Annotated in this window: 29 protein-coding genes; 16 read left to right on the top strand and 13 right to left on the bottom strand. The window is 46.4% G+C overall.

Going from position 1 to position 25,070, the window contains the following annotated elements:
• The first annotated feature begins 128 nt into the window (after positions 1–128).
• On the top strand, positions 129–1,262 hold the full coding sequence (locus ACQE26_RS18800; RefSeq protein WP_500470278.1) for a DUF445 domain-containing protein: 1,134 nt from the start codon (positions 129–131) through the stop codon (positions 1,260–1,262).
• Between the two features lie 85 nt (positions 1,263–1,347).
• On the top strand, positions 1,348–1,698 hold the full coding sequence (locus tag ACQE26_RS18795) for a YlbF/YmcA family competence regulator (RefSeq protein ID WP_045927096.1): 351 nt from the start codon (positions 1,348–1,350) through the stop codon (positions 1,696–1,698).
• A 38-nt stretch (positions 1,699–1,736) separates the two neighbouring features.
• Here ACQE26_RS18795 and ACQE26_RS18790 read toward each other — a convergent pair whose 3' ends face one another.
• Positions 1,737–2,810, bottom strand: a complete 1,074-nt coding sequence (locus ACQE26_RS18790) for a DNA alkylation repair protein (RefSeq protein ID WP_500470277.1) — start codon at positions 2,808–2,810, stop codon at positions 1,737–1,739.
• 436 nt (positions 2,811–3,246) lie between these two features.
• Between ACQE26_RS18790 and ACQE26_RS18785 the strand changes: the two genes are divergently transcribed.
• The 3 genes from ACQE26_RS18785 (at position 3,247) to ACQE26_RS18775 (ending at position 7,120) form a co-directional block, all read left to right on the top strand.
• The gene (locus ACQE26_RS18785; protein ID WP_060963171.1) at positions 3,247–4,113 is read left to right on the top strand and encodes a Cof-type HAD-IIB family hydrolase; all 867 of its coding nucleotides are present in this window, start codon (positions 3,247–3,249) and stop codon (positions 4,111–4,113) included.
• A 112-nt stretch (positions 4,114–4,225) separates the two neighbouring features.
• Positions 4,226–5,728 (top strand): coproporphyrinogen III oxidase, encoded by a 1,503-nt coding sequence (locus ACQE26_RS18780; RefSeq protein WP_438421530.1) that lies wholly within the window; start codon positions 4,226–4,228, stop codon positions 5,726–5,728.
• 102 nt (positions 5,729–5,830) lie between these two features.
• Positions 5,831–7,120: a lysine N(6)-hydroxylase/L-ornithine N(5)-oxygenase family protein gene (locus ACQE26_RS18775; RefSeq protein WP_500470276.1), complete on the top strand. Its 1,290-nt coding sequence runs from the start codon at positions 5,831–5,833 to the stop codon at positions 7,118–7,120.
• 25 nt (positions 7,121–7,145) lie between these two features.
• Here the strand turns inward: ACQE26_RS18775 and ACQE26_RS18770 are convergent, their stop codons facing one another.
• Genes ACQE26_RS18770 through ACQE26_RS18760 form a run of 3 tightly spaced genes read right to left on the bottom strand, consistent with a single transcriptional unit; the run spans position 7,146 to position 9,246 of the window.
• Positions 7,146–8,360: a cation:proton antiporter gene (locus tag ACQE26_RS18770; protein WP_500470275.1), complete on the bottom strand. Its 1,215-nt coding sequence runs from the start codon at positions 8,358–8,360 to the stop codon at positions 7,146–7,148.
• A 7-nt stretch (positions 8,361–8,367) separates the two neighbouring features.
• Positions 8,368–8,865: a cation:proton antiporter regulatory subunit gene (locus ACQE26_RS18765; protein WP_500470274.1), complete on the bottom strand. Its 498-nt coding sequence runs from the start codon at positions 8,863–8,865 to the stop codon at positions 8,368–8,370.
• A 27-nt stretch (positions 8,866–8,892) separates the two neighbouring features.
• Positions 8,893–9,246, bottom strand: coding sequence for a hypothetical protein (locus ACQE26_RS18760; RefSeq protein ID WP_045927099.1), 354 nt, complete (start codon positions 9,244–9,246; stop codon positions 8,893–8,895).
• A 184-nt stretch (positions 9,247–9,430) separates the two neighbouring features.
• On the opposite strand from ACQE26_RS18760, the gene ACQE26_RS18755 reads away from it, so the two are divergent.
• Positions 9,431–10,198, top strand: a complete 768-nt coding sequence (locus ACQE26_RS18755; RefSeq protein WP_500470273.1) for an enoyl-CoA hydratase — start codon at positions 9,431–9,433, stop codon at positions 10,196–10,198.
• 24 nt (positions 10,199–10,222) lie between these two features.
• On the opposite strand, the gene ACQE26_RS18750 is transcribed toward ACQE26_RS18755, so the two are convergent.
• On the bottom strand, positions 10,223–10,408 hold the full coding sequence (locus ACQE26_RS18750; RefSeq protein ID WP_060963165.1) for a YhzD family protein: 186 nt from the start codon (positions 10,406–10,408) through the stop codon (positions 10,223–10,225).
• 105 nt (positions 10,409–10,513) lie between these two features.
• Between ACQE26_RS18750 and ACQE26_RS18745 the strand changes: the two genes are divergently transcribed.
• From ACQE26_RS18745 to ACQE26_RS18720, 6 genes are all read left to right on the top strand, one after another.
• Entirely contained in the window at positions 10,514–11,410 is an 897-nt protein-coding gene (locus ACQE26_RS18745) for an ABC transporter ATP-binding protein (protein WP_060963164.1), read from the top strand.
• Positions 11,403–12,662: an ABC transporter permease gene (locus ACQE26_RS18740; protein WP_438421534.1), complete on the top strand. Its 1,260-nt coding sequence runs from the start codon at positions 11,403–11,405 to the stop codon at positions 12,660–12,662. The genes ACQE26_RS18745 and ACQE26_RS18740 overlap by 8 nt, the downstream gene beginning before the upstream one ends.
• 110 nt (positions 12,663–12,772) lie before the next feature.
• Positions 12,773–13,996, top strand: coding sequence for a metallophosphoesterase family protein (locus ACQE26_RS18735; RefSeq protein ID WP_500470272.1), 1,224 nt, complete (start codon positions 12,773–12,775; stop codon positions 13,994–13,996).
• Positions 13,993–16,878 (top strand): ATP-binding protein, encoded by a 2,886-nt coding sequence (locus ACQE26_RS18730; RefSeq protein WP_500470271.1) that lies wholly within the window; start codon positions 13,993–13,995, stop codon positions 16,876–16,878. The genes ACQE26_RS18735 and ACQE26_RS18730 overlap by 4 nt, the downstream gene beginning before the upstream one ends.
• A 73-nt stretch (positions 16,879–16,951) precedes the next feature.
• Positions 16,952–17,896: a 3'-5' exoribonuclease YhaM gene (yhaM, locus tag ACQE26_RS18725; RefSeq protein WP_060963160.1), complete on the top strand. Its 945-nt coding sequence runs from the start codon at positions 16,952–16,954 to the stop codon at positions 17,894–17,896.
• A gap of 112 nt (positions 17,897–18,008) precedes the next feature.
• A complete protein-coding gene (locus tag ACQE26_RS18720; protein WP_438421537.1) occupies positions 18,009–18,236 on the top strand; it encodes a sporulation YhaL family protein in 228 nt (75 codons plus the stop codon).
• A gap of 38 nt (positions 18,237–18,274) precedes the next feature.
• Here ACQE26_RS18720 and prsA read toward each other — a convergent pair whose 3' ends face one another.
• Positions 18,275–19,132, bottom strand: a complete 858-nt coding sequence (gene prsA / locus ACQE26_RS18715) for a peptidylprolyl isomerase PrsA (RefSeq protein WP_060963158.1) — start codon at positions 19,130–19,132, stop codon at positions 18,275–18,277.
• Positions 19,133–19,290: 158 nt separating this feature from the next.
• Here prsA and ACQE26_RS18710 point away from each other — a divergent pair, with 158 nt between their 5' ends.
• Together ACQE26_RS18710 and yhzE2 are read left to right on the top strand one after the other, a co-directional pair.
• Positions 19,291–19,377 carry a YjcZ family sporulation protein gene (locus tag ACQE26_RS18710; RefSeq protein WP_016938346.1) on the top strand — a complete coding sequence of 29 codons (87 nt, stop codon included), beginning with the start codon at positions 19,291–19,293 and terminating at the stop codon, positions 19,375–19,377.
• A 124-nt stretch (positions 19,378–19,501) separates the two neighbouring features.
• Positions 19,502–19,588 carry a sporulation protein YhzE2 gene (gene yhzE2 / locus ACQE26_RS18705; protein WP_013351705.1) on the top strand — a complete coding sequence of 29 codons (87 nt, stop codon included), beginning with the start codon at positions 19,502–19,504 and terminating at the stop codon, positions 19,586–19,588.
• A gap of 54 nt (positions 19,589–19,642) precedes the next feature.
• On the opposite strand, the gene ACQE26_RS18700 is transcribed toward yhzE2, so the two are convergent.
• Positions 19,643–19,861, bottom strand: a complete 219-nt coding sequence (locus tag ACQE26_RS18700; protein ID WP_003155245.1) for a hypothetical protein — start codon at positions 19,859–19,861, stop codon at positions 19,643–19,645.
• A gap of 60 nt (positions 19,862–19,921) precedes the next feature.
• Positions 19,922–20,452 carry a DUF3267 domain-containing protein gene (locus ACQE26_RS18695; protein WP_016938345.1) on the bottom strand — a complete coding sequence of 177 codons (531 nt, stop codon included), beginning with the start codon at positions 20,450–20,452 and terminating at the stop codon, positions 19,922–19,924.
• 210 nt (positions 20,453–20,662) lie between these two features.
• Here ACQE26_RS18695 and ACQE26_RS18690 point away from each other — a divergent pair, with 210 nt between their 5' ends.
• The gene (locus tag ACQE26_RS18690) at positions 20,663–21,004 is read left to right on the top strand and encodes a YhaI family protein (RefSeq protein ID WP_003155243.1); all 342 of its coding nucleotides are present in this window, start codon (positions 20,663–20,665) and stop codon (positions 21,002–21,004) included.
• Here the strand turns inward: ACQE26_RS18690 and ACQE26_RS18685 are convergent.
• The gene (locus ACQE26_RS18685) at positions 21,001–21,612 is read right to left on the bottom strand and encodes an HTH-type transcriptional regulator Hpr (RefSeq protein WP_438421539.1); all 612 of its coding nucleotides are present in this window, start codon (positions 21,610–21,612) and stop codon (positions 21,001–21,003) included. The genes ACQE26_RS18690 and ACQE26_RS18685 overlap by 4 nt on opposite strands.
• A 179-nt stretch (positions 21,613–21,791) precedes the next feature.
• On the bottom strand, positions 21,792–22,148 hold the full coding sequence (locus ACQE26_RS18680) for a YtxH domain-containing protein (RefSeq protein ID WP_007409224.1): 357 nt from the start codon (positions 22,146–22,148) through the stop codon (positions 21,792–21,794).
• 118 nt (positions 22,149–22,266) lie between these two features.
• Here ACQE26_RS18680 and yhzF point away from each other — a divergent pair, with 118 nt between their 5' ends.
• Positions 22,267–22,458, top strand: coding sequence for a membrane protein YhzF (gene yhzF / locus ACQE26_RS18675; RefSeq protein ID WP_007409223.1), 192 nt, complete (start codon positions 22,267–22,269; stop codon positions 22,456–22,458).
• A 57-nt stretch (positions 22,459–22,515) separates the two neighbouring features.
• Here yhzF and ACQE26_RS18670 read toward each other — a convergent pair whose 3' ends face one another.
• From ACQE26_RS18670 to ACQE26_RS18660, 3 genes are all read right to left on the bottom strand, one after another.
• Positions 22,516–23,034, bottom strand: a complete 519-nt coding sequence (locus ACQE26_RS18670; RefSeq protein WP_016938343.1) for a tryptophan transporter — start codon at positions 23,032–23,034, stop codon at positions 22,516–22,518.
• A 120-nt stretch (positions 23,035–23,154) separates the two neighbouring features.
• On the bottom strand, positions 23,155–24,234 hold the full coding sequence (serC, locus tag ACQE26_RS18665) for a 3-phosphoserine/phosphohydroxythreonine transaminase (RefSeq protein WP_500470270.1): 1,080 nt from the start codon (positions 24,232–24,234) through the stop codon (positions 23,155–23,157).
• Between the two features lie 135 nt (positions 24,235–24,369).
• A complete protein-coding gene (locus tag ACQE26_RS18660) occupies positions 24,370–24,807 on the bottom strand; it encodes an HIT family protein (protein ID WP_007409220.1) in 438 nt (145 codons plus the stop codon).
• Between the last annotated feature and the right edge of the window lie 263 nt (positions 24,808–25,070).

Here is a 25,070-nt window from a genome sequence, read left to right as displayed (position 1 = left end):
ATCTTGCCTTATTCCTGAGAAACAACAATTCAGGTTCTTCATTTGCCCGCATTCACGCCAGCCTCTATAATACGAATAGATATATCATCTAGAAAAATAGAACATAAGATGGAGGCAGAAGAAAAGGAATGGGCATAGCAGGAACGTTTATATTTATGATTGTGATCGGAGCCGCGATCGGCGCGGTGACAAATCACCTTGCCATTCAGATGTTATTTCGTCCGTACCGTCCGTATTACCTGTTCGGAAAACGGATTCCGTTTACTCCGGGGCTGATCCCGAAAAGACGGGACGAATTGGCAAAACAGATGGGGCTCATGGTGACGAACCATCTGTTAACTCCGGAAGGCATAAAAAAGCGGCTTTTGTCAGATACCGTTAAAAACCAGGCGCTTGTGTTCGCCGAACAATTCACGCAAAAAATGGCCGCTTCCGATATGACGGTGCAGGAAGCTCTGGCCGCCGCAGGCATCCGGAATCCGCAGGAAAAGACGGATGCCTGGATTGATCGTTTTACAGATGAAAAGCTTTCGGAACTGTACCGGAAATATGAACACCGCGCCATAAAGGACTGGCTTCCTGATGAGCTGCAGAAAAAGCTGGATGAAAAAGTTCCGATGGCCGCCGATTATATCCTGAAGCGGAGCATTGATTATTTTGAAAGTGAAGAAGGCAAAGACAGACTCGGCAATATGATTGACGACTTTTTGAATACACGGGGGATGCTCGGCAGCATGGTGCAGATGTTCCTCGGCAATTCAAGTCTGGCCGGCCGTGTGCTGCCTGAGCTGTTAAAGTTTTTGCGCAATGAGGAAACAAAAAAGCTTCTGACTGATCTGCTTTCTCAAGAATGGGGCAAGCTCAAATCTTATACACTTTATGAGGCCGACGAAAAGTGGAATGCGAAAGATCTGCTGTTCAGCCTGAAAAAACGGACTTTGGCCGCGTTTCAAACCGCACCCTTTTTTGAGGGACGGCTCGGTGACATCATCTCCCGCTATGAAGGGGAGATTACGGGAACGTATGCGCCGAAGCTGCTTGATGCAGCGCTCGGCAGTATTGCCGCTCATTTGGAAGATGTGCTCAAACGCCTTCGTCTTGAGGAAGTGGTCAAAGAGCAGGTTGATCTGTTTCCGGTTGAGCGGCTGGAGGAAATGGTGCTGTCGATTTCCAAGAAAGAATTTAAGATGATTACGTATTTAGGCGGTCTGCTCGGCGGGATCATCGGAGCAATCCAAGCTTTGTTTGTCATTCTTTTCTAAGGAAAACATCGGCCGAGGATGAAAGTCGCTCCGCAGTCTGTTATAGTGGAGTGGTATGTCTGAAAGGAAGAAAGGAGCGGTTACTATGGCAGTTCATTTTTATGATGCAGCATATGATCTTGAAAAAGCTTTGCGTAACAGTGATGAATACAGCCGTTTAAGAGGGCTTTATGATCAAGTAAACGCAGATGAATCGGCAAAACGCATGTTTGATAATTTCCGCAATGTACAGCTGCAGCTGCAGCAGAAACAGATGTCAGGCGAAGAAATCACTCAGGAAGAGGTAGAGCAGGCGCAAAAAACGGTTGCTCTTGTACAGCAGCATGAATTGATTTCCCAGCTGATGGAAGCGGAACAGCGCATGAGCATGCTGATCGGCGAGTTAAACAAAATTATCATGAAACCTCTTGAAGAGCTTTACGGAAACCCGCAGTAAGCTCCACCCCCCTCCATCTATGAAATGGAGGGGGTTTTTTATTCAACAGAAAAATCAAGCGAACCTTTTACCGTTCCGTTAATGATGACAGACAGAGTGTGAATTCCCCGATAATGCTTGCGGGTGGTTAAATCTTTAAGGGAATGATGTTTGCTGAAGGCTTTTACGTCTCCGTTATCCATGGCGGACTCTGACATCTTAAACACCTTGCGGCTGCGGTGCCCCCTTTTCTTTACAAAATCAATCGCGTATTCAACCCTGACTTTTTGCCGGGCGGATGAGCGGATCTGAAAAGAAAAATGTATGCTTGTTCCGATGGCGGCCGTTTCCGAATTCAGTGTAAAACGTTCCAATGAAATCCGGGAGGCGTCTTCAAACCCGAAAATCGCAAGCGCCTGTTTGTCTCCTCTTTTTAACAGTGTCCTGCAGGCGTGCTTCAAAATCCAATCCGTGTGCGGACAGCTTCCGAATCGATCGGCTGCGATCTGTGCCAGAAGATCCGGATGTGTTTTGGAGATGTCATTCAGGTTATTCGCCACGCTTTTTCTGACATATAACGAGTCATCCTGCATCAAGCGGTCCAGAACAGGGAGAATCGGAGAAGGGTCGTCAAGAAGAGCCGGAATGGAGATTCCCCACGGCAGGCGCGGTCTTGAGCCTTCGCTGGCAAGCCTTCTGACATGTTCGTCCGGATGCTCCGTCCAGGAAAGGAACTCTTTGAACATCCGCTCCCGGTCAAGCTTGATATACGGGCGGACCGCAAATTCGGAAGTGGAAAAACGAGTGAAAAACTGAAGCGCCTTCATTGATTCTTCCCAGTGATCCGTTCCGTACTGTTGGACATAATCGGGAAAAATAATCCCGGCGAGCCCTGTGAAATGGGGAGCTGTCTCATATAAGACGTCAAGCGCCCGTATGTAATCCTTCGGCAGTGTTTCATATAAAGAGTCTGTGATCCGGCGCATCCGCTGTTTTAATGCCAGTTCGGGCCAATCTTCCTGAAACATCAGCGCCCGGCACATGTCCCGCTCAAAAGCCAGATGCGCCGATTTGATTCTGTTCAGAAGTGCTTCTGCAAATTCTTCGTTATAAATATCTTTTAATAGAGACATGACAGTCACCGCTTTTTTTCTTTTATTATATGCGAATATATGTTCTCTTTCAACTTTATCATACATTCAGCATAGATGTCCCTCTGATTTTTTTAGTTAAAAAAACCCTTGTCTTTTAACAGTAAACGTGTGATAATAACCCTGAAAGCGCCTACACTTACAGAAGATCCAAGGATACGGTCGCCTATACTGCCTGTTATGTTAAGGGGTAGCAACAGAGAGTAAGTGAAACGAGCGCATCAACGGTCAAATAAGGGGTTCCTGATATAGAAATACACATTGGGGAGAAGGCAGCAAATCGATCGTATCCCACAAAATGACAGTTCAAAGTCTGCTTGAGGCAGGCTTTTTTGCTGCTGAGAAAAGGTTGTTCTAAACAAAGAGACAGGGTCATATCCTAATGACAAGTACAGTCATCAAGGAGGGGGACTTCTCTGTGTCAAAACAAATGCTGGCGTTAAATATAGACGGAGCGCTTCTTCGCTCCAACGGCAAACTGCATCAGACGACAAAGGATGCCATTGAATACGTCAAGAAAAAAGGGATTTACGTCACACTGGTCACAAACCGCCATTTTCGCTCCGCTCAAAAAGTAGCGAAAATATTAAAACTGAATGCAAAATTGGTTACCCACAGCGGCGCATACATTTCCGAAAAAATAGATGAGCCGTTTTTCGAAAAGAAAATATCGGAAGATCACACGTTTAATATTGTCCAGGTGCTGGAAAGCTATCAATGCAATATCCGGCTTCTGCACGAAAAATATTCGATCGGAAATAAGAAGAAAGTGAACTCAAATCTGGTCGGGAAAACGATGATTCATCCGTCTGACCCGATTTTTTACCCGGTTCAGTTTGTCGAATCATTAAGTGATCTGCTCCTTGATGAGCCGGTTTCCGCGCCCGTCATTGAGGTGTATGCTGAAAACGGATTGCAGGCTGACATAACAGATACGATCGTGAAAGCATTCCCGGCCGTGGACGTGATCCGCGTTAACGAAGAAAAACTGAACATCGTGCCTAAAGGGGTTTCAAAGGAAAGCGGACTTTCAATGGTCGCAGCTGAACTCGGGCTTTCAATGGAAGAGGTCGTGGCTATCGGCCATCAGGAAGATGATCTGCCGATGATCGAACTGGCAGGCCTCGGTGTCGCGATGGGGAATTCCTCCAATGAATTAAAAAGAAGAGCGGATTGGGTGACAAGGTCAAATGATGAACAGGGCGTCGCCTATATGATCAAGGAATACTTCCGCATGCAGCACCGCAAAGGCTTTCTCGATAAGTTCCACATGAAACGGCCGTAATAAAGAGCCGCAGACACGAAACACCGGTCTGCGGCTTTTTCGCGGATTGATTTTAGCCTGTTCTTTCTGTACACTAAAGAAAGTTTTGAATCTGAAAAATAAGGTGATCACAGTGCAAATCAAAATAGACGGCATAACGGATGACAGGCTGCATCGTCCGCTGCAAAACATCGCGAATTTATTTTTTGAGGAGTGTGTTCTTGCATACGCCGAAACGGAGGAACCCTCTGATCTCGTCATCTCACTTGCCATTTCTCAAAATGCAGACAGCGTGTCAGTATCGGGAGAAATCAAAGGAACCGGCGAAAAGGAGCATCATACGAAACCGATTTTTGCCGGATGGAGCGACAAAGAAGTATTTAAACAGGTGAAAAACACGCTGTCATACGTCTACTTAAATCTTCTTCAATCGCATACGGGCATGACGCAAAAATGGGGAATCCTGACCGGGATCAGGCCTACTAAACTTCTTCATAAAAAGCTGCAAAGCGGCCTGACAAAAGAAGAGGCGCATGCCGATCTGAAAAAAGATTATCTGATCCATGATGAAAAAATCAATCTGATGCAGGAGATTGTCGACCGCCAGCTCGCTGCGGTTCCCGATCTGTACCGGGTCAAAGATGAAGTCAGCATTTATATCGGCATTCCGTTCTGCCCGACGAAGTGCGCCTACTGCACGTTTCCGGCTTATGCCATCCAGGGACAGGCAGGCAGAGTCGGCTCTTTTTTATGGGGGCTTCACTATGAAATGCAAAAAATCGGTGAATGGCTGAAACAGCATGATATCAAAGTGACGACCATTTATTTCGGAGGCGGTACGCCGACAAGCATTACCGCTGAAGAAATGGATCTTTTATATGAAGAAATGGTCCGTTCTTTCCCTGATGTAGAGAATATCAGGGAGATTACCGTTGAAGCGGGCCGTCCCGACACGATTACGGAGGAAAAGCTTGCCGTTTTAAATAAGTATAAGATTGACAGAATCAGCATCAACCCGCAGTCTTATGAAAACGAAACGCTTAAGGCCATCGGCAGACATCATACAGTCGAAGAAACCATTGAAAAGTACCACCTTTCCCGCAAACACGGCATGAATAACATCAATATGGATTTGATCATCGGCCTGCCGGGAGAAGGGACGGGTGAGTTCAGGCACAGTCTTGATGAAACGGAAAAGCTGATGCCTGAATCTTTGACCGTTCACACGCTTTCTTTCAAACGGGCGTCAGAAATGACGAGAAACAAGCATAAGTATAAAGTTGCCGACAGGCAGGAAGTATCCCGCATGATGGATGACGCCGTCCGCTGGACAAAAGAGCACGGCTATAAACCGTACTACCTGTACCGGCAGAAAAACATTCTCGGAAACCTTGAAAATGTCGGCTACTCCTTCCCGGGTCAGGAGAGCATCTACAACATTATGATTATGGAAGAAGTGCAGACGATTATCGGTATCGGCTGCGGCGCGGCAAGCAAATTCATTCATCCGGAAACCGGAAAAATCACGCACTTCGCCAATCCGAAAGACCCGAAATCATATAATGACCGATTCGAGCATTATACAGAAGAGAAAATCAAATACTTAGATGAGATGTTCGTCAAATCCGCTTTGTAATATGAAAAACGGCACGGAATCAGCGTGCCGTTTTTTTATGTTTATCCGTATGTGAAAACGGGAAAAAGATCATCAGACTGTAATTCGTAAGAGGTGCATAATATGTATGATGTCATAGGCGCGGGAATCGGGCCGTTTAATTTAGGGCTTGCCGCTTTGTTAGAGGATATACCCGAAACAGACGCTCTTTTTTTCGATAAAAAGACAGAATTTGCGTGGCATCCGGGCCTGTTAATTAAAGGAACGGATTTACAGGTGGCGTTTTTGGCGGACCTGGTCACACTTGCCAATCCGAAAAGCCGCTACACATTTTTGAACTTTCTCCATGAACATGACCGGCTGTACCGGTTTTATACGTTTAACGAATTTGATATTCCAAGACGGGAATTTAACGACTATTTGAGCTGGGCGGCTTCCGAAATCAAATCATGCCGGTTCGGCTCAGAGGTAATCGGCGTGAAAAATGCCGGCAGCCATTATGAAGTCAGCGTCAAGAACATTGAGGACGGAAGCATCAGCGTGTATCAAACGAAGCATTTCGTCATGGGAACGGGTTCTGAGCCGTTTATTCCAGCAGAGATTGCTGACCAAGCGCGCCAGGACACGATGGTCAGCGCGGAATATTTGTTCCGGAAAGACGAACTCGCCGGCGCCGAATCAATTACAGTAGTCGGCTCCGGACAGAGCGCAGCGGAGATCTTTTCTGATTTATTGCATGATGAACAATACCGCCGCTGCCGGCTGCAATGGGTGACACGCTCCGCCGGATTTCGAGAATTGGAAACCGCCAAGCTCGGACAGGAAATGTTTACACCCGATTATGTGGAATATTTTAACCGCCTGCCTTTTAAGGAACGGCTGAATACACTGCCTGAGCTGGACGGACTGCGCCACGGCATTGATTCTGACACACTTGCTGACATTTACGATGCCCTGTACCACAGGTCAATCAGCGGAGGCTCGCCTGATGTCTATATTCAGCCGATGGCGGAGCTTAAAAAAATTGAAAAGAAAAACGGCCGCTGCGCACTGAGCTTTCATCAATGGCAGATGGATGAAACTTTTACGGCCGATTCAGAAAAAGTGATTTTGGCGACCGGCTTCAAGCCGCATATTCCGGATTGGTTTTCGGCCATTTCTCCCGATATTGAATGGGAGGATGAGAAACGGTTTAAAGTGACGGCCGATTCCCGCCTCGTCTTTAAGGACGATAGGCGGCATCATTTCTTCACATTAACGAATCTTGACCACGCCCACGGAACGGGCGCAACGAATTTGAAGCTGTCTGTTTACAGAAACCAAAAAATCATTAATACCATTCTGGGAAAAGAGCATTTCTCCATTAACAAAAAAACGGCTTTTCAGCAATTTCTTCCCGCGCGAAAAAACTGACCCCTTTAGTAAGGGGTCAGTTTTTTTATGATTTCTGCGGCGTCTTTTCAGGCTTTTTCCATTTGAAAACGCTGTTCAACAGGAGATATATCCGCTTCGATTCTTTCGTGAGCAAAGGGCCGAAGATGGCCAGTATCAAAACATACAAGGCGGCGAAAGGTTTTAGTGAGGCGGACAGACCGCCGGCAATACCGAGATTCGCTACGATGATGGAGAATTCGCCGCGGGAGACGATGGTCAGCCCGATGTTAGACGATGCTTTATGAGAAAGCCCCGCCCGGCGCCCGGCAATCATGCCGGCGATAAAGTTTCCGGCAATCGTCAGCAAAACGGCGCCGAGGGCAAGCCATACCGCATCTCCGAGTGAAAACGGATCAATGCTCAGTCCGAAGCTGAAGAAAAACATGGCTCCGAAAAAGTCACGGAACGGCACGACAAGATGCTCAATCCTGTCAGAATGAGCCGTCTCCGAAAAGACGAGTCCGAGTAAAAGCGCACCGATCGCTTCAGCGACATGAATCGTTTCGGAAAAGCCGGCAATGAAAAAGAGCGCTGCAAAAATGACAATGACAAACACCTCGTTTGAACGGATATCGAGCAGCTTGTTCAGAAGAGGCGGCAATTTTCGAGCGGCAATGAAAAACAGCAGCATGTATCCGAAAGCGATCACGATTGACAGCAGCGCGCCTCCGACAGACGTCGCGTCTCCCAATACAAGCCCGGAAACAACGGACAAGTAAACCGCCAGAAAGATATCCTCAAACATAATGATGCCGAGAATCAGCTCTGTTTCCGGATTAGCCGTGCGCTTTAAGTCGACAAGCACTTTTGCGACAATGGCGCTTGATGATATCGTGATGACACCGGCCAATACAAGCACTTCCAAAAAGGAAAAGCCCGTGATAAAGCCGTATATCAGTCCTAAGCTGAAATTAATCAGAATATAAATCGTTCCGCCGGCGGCAATGGAACGTCCGGATTTTACTAATTTTCCGACCGAGAATTCAAGCCCGAGGTAAAAGAGGAGGAACAGGACGCCCATCCGTCCGAAAAATTCAATCACTTCCCGGCTCTCGATAAATGTCAGGTCAATGATGCCCGCTTGGGGCGCGTGCGGCCCGACAAGCATTCCTAAAATAATCAGGAAGGGAATAATCGAGAATTTAATTTTATTGGCGATGACACTTGCAATGGCCACGAGAACTAGCGCCGTACCGACTTCAAATACGAGATGATCCATAAACAGATCACACTCCGTCTCTGGAGAGAAAGTCTTGGATCAGTTTCTTCAAATGCTTTCTTTCACCTGAGAGGACGAGTGTATCGTTTTCTTCAAGGAGCGAATCAGCGCCCGGGTTTAAAAACTTTTCCTGGTTATGCTTAATGATGGCGATGACAGTCACGTCGTAGTTTTGGCGCACATCCAGTTCGCCGAGCGTCCGCCCTGCCGCTTTTGCCCCTTTTTCAACTTTAAACCATTCGATAATCAGATCGCTGAACGCCATTTCAATCGATTCAAGCGCCTGCGGTTTGTACACCATCCCGCCGATAATCGCGGCAATCTGTCTTGCTTCCGCATCATCAAGAGAAATGCTTGCCAGAAGCTCATCAGGGTCGCGGTCATCAAATCTGTATATTTCCCGCCTGCCGTCGTCATGAATGATGATCGTCATTTTTTCATGGTTTCTCGTTTCGATTTCGAATTTTTTCCCGATGCCGGGCAGATCGTTTTCTTTAATATTCATAAAAAATCCCTCCGGAATAGACTGTTTTTACACCGTAAATACAGATTGGCAATGAGAAATGGTCTGATGCCGGAGGTAATTTGACTGGTATTGTATCGGAATGGCGCATGTCCTTTCCAGTGTGGAATCAATGAATTGATCAAGAGGTTTGACAGATAACAGGGTGACCATTCGGGATAACGCATCGTACCCTTTTGACAAGCCGTGCGGAGCGGTTTTGGCAGGGGCCGGCGTCTTTGCCGAGTCCGTTTCCTGCGGGTAAACCGAAATTTGAACGTGGCTGTCTGTTTCTGTCACCAATTGGGAAGGAAGGGCGACATCCGAAGGGGGGAACAGCACCATAAAAAAGCTCAATAAAAAGCTGAGTATCACATATTTCATGATCGGCGTTCCTCCCCCCTTTTTGTTTTGTATGTCAATTTCACTATATAAAAATGTATGTTCAGTTTCAAATGATATGCATTTTTCGGTATCTGTTGACCTTGAAAAATAAAGGAGTTTCGCTTCGCGGAAAGAATATATCATTTGAACAAAATATGTAAGCGGATACAAGGAGGGTGTAAACATGCAGTATATTCGATATGAAGAAAAGGGAAAGATGGCAGAGATTGTGCTGAACCGGCCTGACAGTTACAATGCGCTCAATGAACAAATGCTCCGGGAATTGGAGAATGCATGCGTGATGGCAGCTGACAGCGAGGCGCTTATCGTCCTTTTGCGGGGGGAAGGCAGGGGATTTTCCGCGGGCGGTGATATTCAGATGATGACATCGAATCATGATCCAGAAGAATATGAACGGCTCATGAAAATGATCGAATCCATTACACTGACGCTCTATGATATGAAAAAAATTGTGATAGCCGCCATCCACGGAGCCGCGGCGGGGCTCGGGCTGAGTTTCGCGCTGTGTGCCGACGTGGTTCTCGCCGAAGAAAACGCCCGCCTCGCGATGAATTTCATCGGCATCGGACTGGTTCCCGACGGAGGAGGCCATTATTTATTAATGAGACGCGTCGGTGAGATTGAAGCGAAAAAACTGATTTGGAGCGGCGAAAAATTGCCGGCTGAAAAAGCGGTGGAGCTCAAGCTTGCCGACGGGCTGTTCAGCGGTGACCCTGCGGCAGGGGCAAAGCCGTATATCGAACGGTTGTTACATGCGCCGCTGGCAGCAATGATTGAAACGAAGGCTATTTATCAAAGCCTCCATATCAGCCGGTTAAAAGACGTTTTGTCTCTTGAACGAAAGGCCCAGGAAAATATGAGAAAAACGGATGATCATAAAGAGGGCATCCGCGCCTTTTTAGAAAAACGGACGCCGCAATTTAACCGGTAACATACAGAAGCCGGAAAGCTTCTGTTATCTGTGGAATAAAATCAGCTTTCCGGCTTCATTTACCAAACGATGAGTAGTGTTCTCGAACTTTTTTTCCTTTAACAAAGCCTCTCCGGCAGCCTTTGCCTCCGCCTCGTTGTCTGCTTCGATCCGTTCATCCAGCAGTGTTTCTCCCGACGCATGGAATGCAGTCAATACATATTGTCCCATCACGTCACCTCCTTTATAGAATGATATTCTCATAAAGAATTTAAAATCCTCCATTAATTTTTACCCATTATTAGTATATAATGGGTCAAGGAAGGAGTTGGATTCGTGCTTACAATTGAAAACGTAACGAAAAGATTCGGCAGCTTTACCGCTGTTGACAATTTGAACCTGCAAATACCTGAAAGGGAAATGTTCGGGCTCCTCGGCGCAAACGGCGCGGGAAAAACGACAACCTTTCGGATGATTTTGGGGCTTTTAAGCCTGACTGACGGGCAGATCAGCTGGAAAGGGAAGCCGGTCAATTATTCTATCAGCGAAAAAATCGGCTATCTCCCAGAAGAGCGGGGGCTGTATCCGAAAGTGAAGGTGAGTGACCAGCTTGTCTATCTTGCGAGATTAAAAGGAATGAGCAAAAAAGAGGCGGAAAAAGAGCTCATGACATGGCTCGAGCGATTCGGCATTACAGATTACAAGAATAAGAAAGTCGAAGAGCTGTCAAAAGGAAACCAGCAAAAAATCCAGTTCATTTCCGCCGTCCTGCATAAGCCTGAACTGCTGATTCTTGATGAGCCTTTCAGCGGTCTTGATCCGGTGAATGTCGAGCTGCTGAAAGAAGCGGTTATTTCTTTGAAAAACAGCGGCGTTTCCATCGTTTTTTCAAGCCACCGAATGGAGCATGTAGAAGAGCTTTGCGAGAATTTGTGCATTCTCCAGAAGGGAAAACCCGTCGTTCAAGGCAATCTGAAAGACATTAAGCGGTCTTTCGGCAAAAAAAATGTCACCGTTCATTCAGATGATGATCTCAGCTTTTTAAAAACGCATGAAGGTGTCGTGAAATGGAAGGAAACAAATGACGGGATCAGATTGCAGGTCGCGAATGAACCGGTTTCCCAGGATATTTTCCAGGCGCTGCAAGGGAAAGGTTTTATACGGAAGTTTGAATTAGAAGAGCCGTCACTGCATGATATTTTTATAGAAAAGGTGGGGGCCGTTTATGAATAAATTCTGGATTATGCTGTTTCATACATATAAAAACAAAATCTCGACAAAGTCATTCATTATTTCGACCGCCATTACCGTGTTATTAGTATTAGCGGTGACCAATCTGCAATCGATCATTTCTGTGTTTCAATCGGATGACGGCAAGCAGCAGATTGCGGTGATTGATGAAACGGGCGGGATGTACCCGGCGTTTGCAAAACAGCTTAAAGCGGCAGATACAGACAATGATCTGCAGGCGATGGAGACGAAGGAGTCCGAAAAAGATGCCGTAAAGCGTGTCAAAGACGGTGAATGGGACGGGCTTTTTATCATCAGACAAGATCAAAAAGGAACGATAACAGGAGCCTACAAGGCGCTGACCATTTCTGATGAATCAGCGTATAAACTTCTCAAGCAGGCTTTAACCCAGACAAAAACCGCTGTTGAAACCGCCAAGCTCGGCATTTCGGCAGAAAAAGTCAGCAGCCTCTACACTCCGCCTGAAGTCAGCAAAGACGCGCTGGAAAAAGGGGCGAAATCTGAGGAAGAGCTCGGTCAGGTGATGGGGCTTGTATACATCATGCTGTTTGTCATCTACTTCTCGGTTATTATGTACGCAAGTATGATTGCGATGGAAGTGGCGACGGAAAAATCGTCACGGGTCATGGAAATTTTAATTTCAAGCATGCCGCCGATTCAGCAGATGTTTGCCAAACTGTTCGGTATCGCGCTTGTCGGGATCACACAGTTTGCGGTGCTGCTTGCGGCGGGTTTTCTCTCACTGAAGCTGAACCCTCAAAATGATGAGGCGTCGCCGATCAGTGCATTTCTCAATTTTACGGATGTTCCCGTCTCGACGATTGTCTATGCCGTCATTTTCTATCTGCTCGGCTATTTTCTTTACGCGACGCTTGCCGCGTTTCTCGGCAGTGTTGTCAGCCGGATAGAGGACGTTCAGCAGACGATTCAGCCGATGGTATTTTTAATCGTGGCGGGTTTTATGATCGCCATGTTCGGACTTGGCAATCCTGATGCGGGTTTTATTACCGTTACATCTTACATTCCGTTTTTCACGCCGATGATTATGTTTTTACGCGTGGGGATGCTCGATATCCCGTTTTGGCAGGCGGCGGCCGGAATCGCCCTGACACTGGTCACTATCGTGATCTTTGCAGGGGTCGGCGCGAAAATTTACAAAGGCGGCGTTTTGATTTACGGAAACGCCGGCGGATTCAAAGCGATCAAACAAGCGCTGCGCATCTCCAAAAAATAAGTGAAACAGCCCGGGACAGCCGGGCTGTTTTTTTATCGTGCAGAACGTGCATTCGTATGAAAACGATGCTAGAATAAGGGTAATTCAACCTACAGAAAGGGGAGGGCGAGATGGCTGATCTGACGTTTATTCATGCCGCTGACCTGCATCTGGACAGCCCGTTTTACGGCATTTCGCATCTGCCTGAACCGGTATATGCGCGTATTAAAGAAAGCACATTTCACAGCGTCCGCCGTCTTACCGACGGGGCGCTCCGGGAGCAGGCAGATTTCATGCTGCTTTCGGGAGATCTGTTTGATGAAGCCAACAGAAGTTTAAAAGCCCAGCTGTTTTTAAGAAAGCAGTTTACCAGATTACAGGAAGCGGATATCCAAGTGTTCGTCATATTCGGCAACCATGATCATTTGGGCGGTGAGTGGACACCGATTGAATGGCCGGAAAATGTACATATATTCACTTCGGATACACCGGAGGAAAAATCCTTCTTTAAAAACGGAGAGCTCGCGGCAAGCATATACGGATGCAGCTATCAGGAAAGAAGCGTAACGGCCAATCAGGCATCCCGTTACCGGAAAATGACCGGCGCGCCTTATCATATCGGCATGCTCCACGGCATGTTATCAGGAGCGGAGGGACATGACCCGTACTGTCCGTTTACGAAAGAAGACCTTGAAAAAAGCGGCATGGATTATTGGGCGCTCGGACACATTCATAAGCGGCAGGTTCTGTCCGCTCAGCATCCCGCCGCCATTTATCCCGGAAATATTCAGGCCCGCCATTTAAAAGAAACCGGGCCTAAGGGATATTATCTCGTCCGGGCGGCAGACGGTGAGGTGTCTTGGGAATTCAAAGAAGCGCACGATGTCTTATGGGAGGAAATTGATCTTGACATTTCCGAAGCCGAGCATATGACCTCACTGATGAAAATGGCATCGGATATGTTCACAGGCTTGCGTGCCGCGGGCCGCCCGGCATGTGTCAGACTGGTGCTACGCGGCGAGGCGCCCCGCTTTTGGGCGGAGGCGCCCGCAGGCATTGCGGAGGAGCTTCTTTCCGCTTTACAGGAGGAAGAGGCTGAAGAGGAATGTTTCATCTGGCCGCTTGCGATTGAGGATCGGACGGATCAAACAGACACCGTGCCGCCTGATCCGTTTTTTAAAGGGCTTCTTCAGGACATAGAACAATGCGCGGACATGAGCGGTGTATTTGAAGCGCTCGAGCGTCATCCCGTATACCGGCGGCAGATGACTTTATTTACAGATGAAGAGATACTGGACATTAAACGGCAGGCTCAAGCCGTTTTAAAGCGCCAGCTGAAGGAGCTTCAGCGATGAAAATAACGAAGATGCTGATTTACCAGTACGGGAAATTTTCCAATCGAAGCTTCCAGCTGTCAGATTCGCCCGTCCAAGTGATTTACGGCTTAAACGAAGCGGGCAAAACGACATTGATGTCCTTTATCAAAAGCGTACTGTTCGGTTTTCCGAAATCAAAAAAATACGAACCGAAAAACGGCGGGGTGTACGGCGGCGTTGTGGAACTGAAGCATAACGATTACGGCGCTGTTAAAATTGAACGCACAAAAGGCGCTGCCGAAAAAGTCAGAGTGTATTTGCCTTCAGGTGAAATCAAGGACGGAGAATGGCTCAAACAGCTGCTTTCCGATACGGATCGGACGCTGTACGAAGCAATCTATTCGTTTGATGTATTCGGACTGCAGGAGATTCAAGCCTTTAACCGGGACAAAATCGGCGAGTTTCTCCTGTTTTCCAGCTTATTCGGATCTGAAGCGGCGGCAAAGCTTGACGGCAGACTGGCGAAAGAGCTAGACAGAATGTATAAGCCGAACGGACGGAACCCCCGTTTAAATCAGGAATTAGATACGTTAAAGCGGCTCAGCGCCCGGCTGAAACAGGCGGAAGCTGCGGAAGCGGGCTATCACAGCCTTCTGGAAGAGAAAAAAAGTGCCGGCGGCCGTCTGCAGGATGCCGAAGCACAATTGAAAGATGTAACTGAAGAAATCAAAACAGTAAAAGCGGCGATAGAAGCAAAGCCGCTCGCAGACAAAAAAACAGCGTTGGAAAGCGAACTTTCTTCTTATCCGGAAGCATTGGAGCAATTCCCGAAGGATGGAATGCATCAGCTCGAAAAATACGAATCGCATCTCCATCCGAAAGCGGCCCGGCTTGAGGGGCTTCGGGCAAAAACGGCTGAAATCAGGCGGCAGGCTGAGCTGCTCGCGCCAAATGAGGACCTGCTGCAAAAAGAACGGCAGCTGCAGGAGCTTTCCGGCGAGCAGCATATGTACGAATCACGAGGTGAACAGCTTGCCGCCATCCAATCACAAATCCGGCAGATATCGGCCCGTGTTTCTTCAGGGTTACAGCAGCTCGGCGGCAGACATGAGGAAGACGGCATTCTTTCGCTGAACACCGATTATGAATATGAATGGCGGCTGCAAGAAGCCGTGCAGAGCGCCGGACAGGCAAGAGAAAGAAAAAAACAGCTTGATGCGATTTTCGAGCAAGCGCGTCTGGAGCTGGAAGATGCCGAACGAAAGCATGCCGTAACGGCGGAAAACATCTTGGCTCCCGCCGTCAGGCAAGAAAAAGAAGCCGCTTTACAATCATATAAGCAAATGGCTGATACGGAAGGAAACGAATGGCAGGCGCATGTTCAGCAGCTGGAAAAACAGCGTGCCAAACAAAAAAAGCTCTTTCTCGGTGCGGGCATTGTGTTCATTGCGATTTTCGCTGTGTTAAAGGAATGGCTGCCCGCCGCCCTTTTTACCGGCGCTTTGCTGCTTTATATGCTGTCTGGCATACAGAAGCCGCTGCCGTCAGAAAGAAGAGGGGCCCATCACAAAAAGCAGCAGCCGCCGATCTCAAAAGAAGAGGCTGACATTCTGCAGGAAGAGCTTTGGCGTGACGGCCGGCACCGCCAGCAGCTGATTGCGGACCAAGCTGTGCTTGAACAAAAAGAAGCGGCATATGAAAGAGTCATCCGCCAATATGAAGAATGGGAGGCCGAAATGGCGCCGTCTGAAAAACAGGCGGAACATTTTATGAAGGAACTGGGGTTTTCGGGCAGCCCGTCCCATCTTCTTGACGCATATCATGTGATGAAAGATGTCAAAAAAGAAATTCTTAACAAGCATGAGCTGACCATTGAAGCGGGCCGGCTCCAAAAGCTGCAAAGATCATTTGAGGAACGAGTCAAAAAGCTGAGTCCTTCAGACGGCCGGGAGCTGTCCGTAAAAGAAAGATTGCGTGCTTTGCTGGCGCTGGCGGAACGGACCCGTGAGGACGCAAAACGAAAGCAGGCTCTCGAAACGGATCTGCTGCATGCCCAAGAGCAAATGCGCGAATTACACGAAGAAGTTCATTACTACGAACAGCAGGTGAAACAGCTTTTTATGGCGGCAGGCGCAAAAAACCGCGGACACTTCTGTGAGCTCGCCAGGCTGAATGAAAGCCGCCGGGAAACAGAGAGGCAGCTGCGCGAAATCAATACGCACTTGTCCGGCAAAAGCCAAAAACAGCTGGCGCCGTACATGAGCCATACAGTGCCCGAACTTGAACATACACTCGCTCAGAAGGAAAAAGAGAAAGAAACACTCGAGGAAAAAAGCGCGCATCTCCGTGAGCAGATTGCTTTATTAACGGTGAAGCAAGAGCAGCTGGAGTCCTCGGGGCTTGTGTCCGATTTAAAACAGCAGACGGAAATGCAGAAGGAATGCGTTAAAAAAACAGCTAAAGAGTGGGCCGCATTGCAGACGGTCAGACATGTGATCAGAGAAAAAATGGAGCGGCATAAAAAGGTGACGCTTCCCCGTCTGTTAGAAACCGCCGGCGCATTGTACGGACCGCTTACGGACGGACGCTATCATAAATTGTATTTCTCAGAGGCTGATGATTCCATTATGGTCATGCAGAAAGACGGTACGGTTTTTTCTGCAAGCGAGCTGTCACAGGCGGCATGCGAGCAGCTTTACGCGGCAATCCGTTTTGCCCTTGCGTCAGAACGTGAATCTGCGGTATCACTGCCGTTTTTACTCGATGACAGTTTTGTTCATTTTGACAGGCAGAGGCTGGAGCGGCTGTTTGATGTGCTGAATCAGCTTACAGAAGGCGGGAGGCAGATACTTTATTTCACCTGCCATGAGCATGTGAGCCGGTCATTTCACAACGGACAAGTCATGCGGCTCCTGTCATAAAAGAGTTTATTTTCAAAAAAGAGGTATGTGCTATACTGGTATTATGTAAGATATGGAGGGAGCTTTTAATAGAATGGCAAAAGGTATTATGCTGCACGAGGTCGGCGAGCAGGTCGATCAATACTTTCTGATTAAATCTTCGACTAAAGGAATCGCAAGCAACGGAAAACCATTCCTGACGTTAATGCTGCAGGACCAATCGGGTGATATCGAAGCGAAGCTGTGGGATGCCAAGCCGACTGATGAAGAAACGTACGCGGCGCAGACGATCGTGAAGGTAATCGGGGATGTACATCACTATCGCGGACGAAACCAGCTTAAATTGAGAAACATCCGGCCGGCCGGCGAAAATGAAAATGTCAGCATTGATGATTTTCTTGAAACGGCGCCGATTCCGAAAGATGAAATGATGGAGACCGTCACTCAATACATTTTTGAAATGAAAAATCCTAACATCCAGCGGATCACGAGACATCTGGTCAAAAAATATGCCGCTGATTTTATGGATTACCCGGCGGCTGCTAAAAACCACCATGAGTTCGTCTCAGGGCTTGCGTATCATGTTGTGTCGATGCTGAACCTGGCAAAAGCGATTGCCGATCTGTATCCGTCTCTTGACCGGGATTTACTGTATGCGGGAGTCATCCTGCATGACCTCGGCAAAGTAAAAGAGCTTTCAGGCCCTGTTTCCACCACGTACACTGTGGAAGGGAATCTGCTGGGACACATTTCAATCATGGTGACAGAGCTTTCAAAAGCAGCCGAAGAGCTTCAGATTGATGCTGAAGAAGTGCTGATTCTGAAGCATTTGATTTTAAGCCATCACGGAAAAGCGGAATGGGGAAGCCCGAAACCGCCGATGGTGAAAGAAGCGGAAATTCTGCACTACATTGACAATCTGGATGCAAAAATGATCATGATGGACAGAGCGCTTGAACGGGTAAAGCCGGGCGAATACACCGAGCGTGTATTTGCGCTTGAAAACCGTTCTTTCTACAAACCGACTTTCCATCAATAAGAAAAAAAGGCCGATCCTTTACGATCGGTCTTTTTTACGTTCAGCTCTCATAACTTGTCTTGATCAGGCATAGCTTAAAATAAAGACTTTGGGTAAAAAGGGAGGAAACAACGTGCTATTTTTTCCTTGGTGGGTATACCTTTGCATTATCGGGATTATTTTCAGCGCCTATAAGCTTTTTACGACAGCTAAAGAAGAGGAAAAGCTTGACCAGTCGTTTATTGAAAAAGAAGGAAGAGTGTATATTGAACGGATGGAGCAGGAACGCGAGCGCCGTATGGCGGCGCCCGAAAATGAAAACGAAGATGCAGAAGAAAATTCCAATCATTCGATTGCATAAAAAAACTGTGCGGCTCACGGAGAGCCTGCACAGTTTTTTTATTTAGATTGAGAAGATGTTGATGCTGAAGTGTTAAACGTGTCTTTTAAGTCTTTGTCTTCAACTTTTACGTCAGCTTTCTTCATGACTTTTTGAATCGCTGCCTGCACGGCTGAGTTGTCGTTTAATTTCTGTTTAAGAACTTCTTCTTTCAGTTCTTTTTTCATGTCATCATATTTGCCGCGTTCTTCCGTCTTTTTGATGATATGATAACCGAATTTTGTTTTGACCGGATCGCTGACTTGTCCGACTTTCAGGCCGAATGCAGCTTTGCTGAATGTTTCATCCATTGATTTTTTATCGAACCAGCCAAGGTCGCCGCCGTTGTCTTTTGAGCTGTCGGTTGAGTATTCTTTCGCAAGCGTTTCAAACTTCTCGCCTTTTTTCAGCTTTTTCTCCACTTCATCAGCTGTCTTTTTGTCAGCGACAAGGATGTGGCTCGCGCGGATTTTCCCTTTTAAGCCGTCGTAATATTCTTTCGTGTCGGAGTCAGTCACTTTGATGTTGTCTTTCGCCGCTTTTTGGGCAAGCAGTTCGTATTTCACCTGATCTTTCAGGTAATCTTCGCCGTACTGCTGTTTAAGGGCGCTGTACTGATCGCCAAGCTGCGTTTTATACTCTTTCAGCTTGTTATCAATGTCTTTGTCCGATACTTTGTATTTTTTGGCTAATACTTTTTCTTGTACGAGCTGTGTCAGCACACTTGCGCCCGCGGTTTTTTTCATGTTCGTGTAGAGCTCGCCTTTTGTTACATTGCCGGCATCCGTCTTGGCGATCACGTCGTTGTCGCCGCTGCTGCAAGCGCTGAGAGCCAGGACGCTCGTTGCCGTAATAGCTGCTATCGCGATTTTCTTCATTCCTTTTAACACTCCTAATCATCCAAATTAAATTGCATATGCGTATCATAACATATTGTGGCTTTCTGTAAAAAGATTTTAAATAAAGGGCATTCGTCTAGTCAAACTTTTTCCTGATACATACAAATATATTGATCATGAAAAGGAGGTAATGAACCATGGGCGGAGGATATTCAAACGGTTTTGCACTGCTCGTCGTATTGTTCATTTTGCTTGTCATTGTAGGTGCAGCTTACATTTGCTAAGCGAAACGGATCGCTTTTTCCAAAAGCGGTCCATTTTCTTACCCGGGCGCCTAATCGTTTCTGAAGTGAATTGCATATGATGTAATTGGAAAAATAAAACGTTTTGTAGGAGGTGCTTCTGGAGATGGGTGAAGTATTTGCAGGCGGTTTTGCGTTGTTGGTTGTTCTGTTCATCTTATTGATCATCATCGGCGCTTCTTGGATTTACTAAGAAAAAAAGATGGCTCCGCGTTAATCCGCCGGCAGCCATCTTTTTTTTGCCTGTTTACACAGTAAAGGAGATCTCGACGAACGAAGAGATCAGTAAAATTAAAATAGAAACATTAATAAAACGGAATACCTTATCCTGCCGGTCTTCAGGAATCTCTCTGACAAGGCATAATGTATTTGTGAGCCTGTTTATGAAATAAAGAATAAACAGGGCAGCCACGATAAAATAGAATAAAATGATGGGAGATTCCCCCTCTCTCTGAACTGCTCCCATATTACATTACCAAATATTTATTGAAAAAGATAGAATGTAAGCTGAAAAATCAGCGGGACATCAGGACTCCGGCACTTTTTTTACTAAAATATCAAAGCCGTCGGATTCCTGGTCAATCAGACATGATTTTGGCGCTTTGACCAGATGCAGCGCAAACAGAAGATCAGGCAGGCAATAGCCCGCATGAATGCTCGAAATCATATAAAAGTAATGGGCGTGTCTCGGAAATGCCAAGCCTGCATAAAATAACACCGGCGTAATGAATAAAAACGGGCTGATCGTTGAAATCAGCATCGTTGTTTTCGGTATGCCTTTCCATGTCGGCATCCGCAAAAAGTACATTTTCATTTCCTTTTTTCTTTTTTTGCAAAACATCGGCAGGACATGTATGACTTTATGTACAAATAAAGTAACGACGAGCAGAACGCAAAAAGCTAATACATGCCCGTCACTTAAACTGATATTCGGACGAAGCAGCCCGAATGCCAAGAAGTTGCATATAAAAAACAGGATCATAAAACCTACAGCAGTCAATAATAAACGAACCGCACCATAATCTTTAATCAGATTAATGGTTTTCCAGCAATTCATCAGAGTCATCCTTCCGTACAAATATGGAATACAATCTCAAAATAATTTACTCTCTTCAGGAGAAAAAATCAATCCTTTTTTAAAGAAAAAAATAAACCCGGAAAGAGAAGAACAGAAGAGAGCGGTGAAACATGGAAATGTACGGTTTAACCTTTCTTCTCCATTCATTATCAGCTAAAATAAGATTAAAGATAGAAAGAAGTGAAACGGATGGATTCAATGGATCAGCGTATCGGGCGGTTAGAATATTACATACAATTGCTGGTGAAAACGGTGGATATGGATAAGTACCCTTTTTATGCGATGATGATTGAAAAAGGGCTGACCGAAGAGGAAGGTGAAGAGGTCGGGCGGATCTGCCGCGAATTGGAGGACGAGCTGGAGTCGCAAAAAGCGCAAGGCTTTGTGACGTTCGACAAGCTCCTTGCGCTTTTTGCGGGACAGCTGAACGAAAAATTAGATGTTCATGAAACGATTTTTGCTTTGTACGAGCAGGGGCTTTATACAGCGCTGATGGAAGAATTTATCGAGATTATGAAGCACTTTGATTAACTGCTGACCGGTTCCAGCTCTTCAGCCGTTTCATGGTCAGCCGATCCGCCCGTTTTTTTCTTCAGGCTTCCGTCTTCACTTTCAAAATCATTGTTTATGTTTGTCAATGATTTCTCGAATATCTCCATAAAATCTTCCCCGTAAATGTGGCGGATGACACAGGTCAATTCTTCCATCTCCGGGAACTTCCCGAATAAGTGGTAGAGCGGCTGTGAGCCTTTAAACACCGCGTTTCTCGACGGGTCAAACTCCTCTAGCAGACTTTCAAATACTTTTTCCCCTTCTTCTGTTAACTGAATGTACGTGTTCCGCTTGTCATTCAGCCGCTTGGAAAAATTCAGATACCCGCGTTCTTCAAGTTTTTTTGAAAAATTAAATGCAGTTGATACGTGCATAACGCCGAATTTGGCGATTTCCGAAATAGAAGCTCCTTTAAGCTGATAAGCAATCCATAATATGTGATGTTCATTAATATTAAGATCGTACGGCTTCAGCCAATTCTGCCAGTCTTTCTCGATAGATTTCCACAGCGCTTTGGACAGCTGCGCCATTTTTTGGGTATAGATTAAAGCTTCTTTTAAATCGTAAGGCGGTTCAACACGATTCAATACAGATCACCTGCTTCACATTTTCTTTTCCTCTATTATGCCAATAAAATAAAGATTAATAAAGATGAAAATTTAAGAATTTTATAATAAATTCTCGATCCGTTGCTGTGAAAGGCTTTAAACCGCAAAAAAAAGTGCGGAACGCAATATGTCCGCACTTTTTTTGGTTGTATAGGATATTAGTTTTGTAAGGTTTTCTCCAGCTGTCTGATTTTCTCTTCAATATCAGCGATTTCCTTTTGGAGATCCTGCTGGTGCGGCTTGATTTCCTCCTGCCACCTTTTAATGCTTGTCTGAAGCTCTCCGCCTACGTCTTTAATGACTTCGGCGCTTTCTTTCGCCGTTTGGACAAGCTGGTCTTTCAGCGCCATTCCGTCTTTTTTTAACCGTTTGATTGTGTCCTCAATAGAATTACAATTCGCTTTGATTTTGCCCCGCAGCTCTTTTCCGGATGAAGGAGCCGAAAGCAAAACCGCTGCGCCTCCGATCAATCCGCCTACGAAAAGGCCTGTTAAAAGGGAACGTCCGTCAGCCATTTGAAATCACCCCGTTTTTTTTCTCATAAGCTTTTACCATTTTTGTTCAGAAGAATAAACTTCTATACATAGCTTGCTTTATTTTAGCATATTTTTTAAGGGAAAAGGAGGGAGAAGGTTGTCTGTCTTCATGATTGTTTTATCTTGTATGGCTCTTGTCTTTGCGGCGGGCGCCGTTTATTACCTGAAACTGCTCGGTCAGGCCGCTTCTTATCCGCCGAAGCGGGTCGTCCGCCAAAAGGCCATTGTCTGCTCAGCAGGAACCGCCCTCGCATTGTTCCTTATCTTTTTCACAAAACTTCTCGTATGAAACATGCTGAAACACATTAAAAAACCTCTTCCGGCCGGAAGAGGTTTCAGTATGCGGCTATTTTGCCGTTTCAATCATATTGGACCGTTTTAAGATCGTCTGCACAATCGGATACATGATGATAATGGCGATCGCGTTCAGCGCAGCCGCCGGAAGGACGACCGCGAGCACCAATGCCGTGAATCCGCCCGGCAGGCCGACAATCAAAAGGGCCAGCGCCAGAAAGATCACACCGGAGATGAAAGTGCCGGCTATCGTAATGACGGCAGCCGCCGCTGTTTTCACGCTTTTTTTCACCAAAAGCGCCAGTGCGAGAAACAGAAACGCCGTTACCGGTTTTTCAATGATATTCGGAAGCTGTCCCCCCGGAAAAGATGTCGTGAGTGCGGAAATGATTCCCGTAACAATCCCGATCATCAGCACGTTCTGCACACGGGGGAATAACAGAATTCCCATGAACATCATCACAAGCATCATGTCGGGTTTCATTCCGAATAAAACCGGCGGCATAATGGAATGAAGCACCGCTCCGATTGCCGCAAACAGGGCCATAATGACTAATTCTTTTGTTTTCATACTAAGCTCTCCTCTGCTAAGCTTTTTCGCCATCCAATAATATGCTCGTCATTTATTGCGATGGCCGGAAAAATTGATATGCAAACAGTATATCAAAGGAACTGTCAGGGTAGAAGAAATTTATTCGTTTTCCTGCTGGAACTTTCTCATAAACTGAGCCAGTTTTTCACAATCAGCGAGGCTGACGGCGTTGTAAACAGACGCCCTGCAGCCTCCGACTGAGCGGTGGCCGGCGAGTCCGGTCATTTTTGCCGCTTTCGCTTCTTCAACGAATTTTTTCGTCAGACTGCTGTCGCGGAGGGTGAATGTAATATTCATATGAGAACGGCTGTCTTTTTCGGCATGGCCCGCGTAAAATCCGCCGCTTGCATCGATTGTGCCGTACAGGACATCCGCCTTTTCCCGGTTGCGCCGCTCAGCCGCTTCGACACCGCCGTTTTCAGCCAGCCATTCAAGGACGAGGCTCAGCATATAAATCGCAAATGTAGGCGGCGTATTATACAGTGAATCGGCTTTTGTGTGGGTGGAATATTTCAAAATTTTAGGAACGTTGGCGTTTTCGTTTTCAAGCCATGATTTTTTCATGATGACGACCGTAACGCCGGACGGCCCGAGGTTTTTCTGGGCTCCGCCGTAGATGACATCAAACTTTTTGACATCAAATTTTCTGCTCAGGATGTCGCTTGACATGTCGGCTGCGAGCGGAATCGGTGAATTCGGGAACTCTTTCCACTGCGTTCCGAAAATCGTGTTGTTGGACGTAATATGCAAGTAGGCGCCGTCTTTTATCTGTGAGAGGTCCGCTTTCGGTATATGATTGTGGTTTGAATCTGCGCTTGTTGCCGTGACGGATGTGTTTCCGAACAGTTTCGCCTCAGCGAGGGCCTTTTCAGACCATGCGCCCGTCACAATGAAGTGCGCCGTCTTCTCCGGCGTTAAAAAGTTCATCGGCAGCATTGAGAATTGAAGGCTTGCTCCGCCTTGGAGAAATAAAATTTCATAATCGTCGGGGATATCCATCAGTTCTTTCAGAAGGGTTTTCGCTTTTTGATGCACCGCGTCATATTCTGTGCTCCGGTGGGACAGCTCCATGACAGACATGCCGGTATCATTGAAGTTGATAAATTCTTTCTGTGCTTTTTGCAGCACATCCAGTGGAAGGGCTGCGGGTCCTGCATTGAAATTCGTTGTACGTTCCATTTTTACGATCTCTCCCTGTTTTCCGCTTTAGTGTAAGAAATAATACAATTATCCTATCACAATTTTTAGATTTTTTTGATATGAAAAAATATTATTTTATGTATTTTATGTTTCGGGCGCAAAAAAACCTCATCCTTAAGATGAGGCAAGCCGTTTTCTGACGGTTGAGGCGATCTCCTGAAGATCGTCAGGCGTATAGTCTTCGGCATGTGTCTTCCAGACGGCTCCGAATCCGTCGCCTTTTCCGTAACGCGGAATGATATGCATGTGAAAATGGAACACGGATTGGCCCGCTTTTTCACCGTTGTTATTGAGAATATTCAGCCCGATCGGCTCGAATTCATCCCGGATGGCACGCGCGATTTTCGGCACCGCTTCAAAATATTCTTTAGAAAGCTCAGGCGTAAACTCGTACACGTTTTCGATATGTGTTTTCGGAATGACGAGCGTGTGGCCTTTTGTGACCTGGCTGATATCGAGAAACGCAACGACGTGTTCGTTTTCATATACTTTTGAAGACGGAATGTCGCCGGCAATGATTTTGCAGAAAATACAATCGTCCGCTTTGTGCATAGATGGGTTTCCTCCCTGAAAAGAAATATATGTATATTCTCATCGTACCACAAAACCCGCCGAAATAAAAAACAGGATGAACGGCTGGCGTTCATCCTGATGCAGAAGTACGAGCTTTATCACAGAAAATTGAATATGCCTTTTGTAAGCACCTCATTTGTTTTTAAAATGAAGACTTATGGGTCTGCTTGATCATTCCTGGGACAAACACCTCATTTGATTATTTCATCATGACTGAAGAACATCATCAAAGCAGTGTGTGA

The sequence above is a fragment of the Bacillus sp. 5RYD7K genome (genome assembly GCF_059831465.1).
The sequence above is the reverse complement of the archived record's forward strand: the minus strand, read 5'-3'. Positions and strand labels throughout refer to the sequence as shown.